The sequence below is a fragment of the Corynebacterium sp. LK2590 genome (assembly GCF_040946105.1).
Lineage (GTDB): Bacteria > Actinomycetota > Actinomycetes > Mycobacteriales > Mycobacteriaceae > Corynebacterium.
Genome location: NZ_JAYWMH010000017.1, coordinates 1 through 636, shown reverse-complemented (window position 1 = coordinate 636; position 636 = coordinate 1). Strand labels below are relative to the sequence as shown.

Annotated in this window: 1 protein-coding gene; it reads left to right on the top strand. The window is 56.1% G+C overall.

What is annotated here, in order from left to right; genetic code table 11:
* Positions 1 to 590, top strand: a 590-nt coding sequence (locus VVR85_RS11160) for an IS3 family transposase (RefSeq protein WP_368520937.1), incomplete at its 5' end; no start/stop codon positions are given.
* Positions 591 to 636 lie beyond the last annotated feature (46 nt).

Here is a 636-nt window from a genome sequence, read left to right as displayed (position 1 = left end):
CAGTGACAACGGTCCAAACCAAGCGTAAGTCGAGTCTTCCTGACTTGGTCAAGCGCATGTTTGATACTGGTGAGCTCAACCGAGTATGGATGTCAGATATTACCTACCTGCGCACCGGCCAGGGCTGGTTGTATTTGTGCGCGGTCCGCGATGGTCATTCCCGCAGAGTACTGGGCTGGGCTATGGATAGCGTTCAAGACACAAGTTTGGTCGAACGGGCCCTGCAGATGGCGCATACACTACGCGGTGACGTTCCTGATGGGCTGGTGTTTCACGCTGACCGCGGAACGCAATTTACCAGTGAGAAGCTCTGGGAAGTGTGCCGCAACCTGGGCATTGCCCAGTCTGTGGGGCGTACGGGCGTGTGCTTCGATAACGCGATGGCCGAGTCGTTCTGGTCGACGCTAAAGACTGAATTCTATGACCGGCAGCGATGGCTTACCCGTGATGCTGCACGCAAGGCCGTTGCCTACTGGATTGAAGTCGTCTACAACCGTCGACGCCGACACTCCGCACTCGGTATGGCAAGCCCCGTCGACTTTGAGAACCGCATTGGTCTAACCACCAGCAGAAAAGAAATAGCTGCCTAACCACTAGGTAGCTCCACTACGTGTCCACGATTTGCGGGCAACCCCA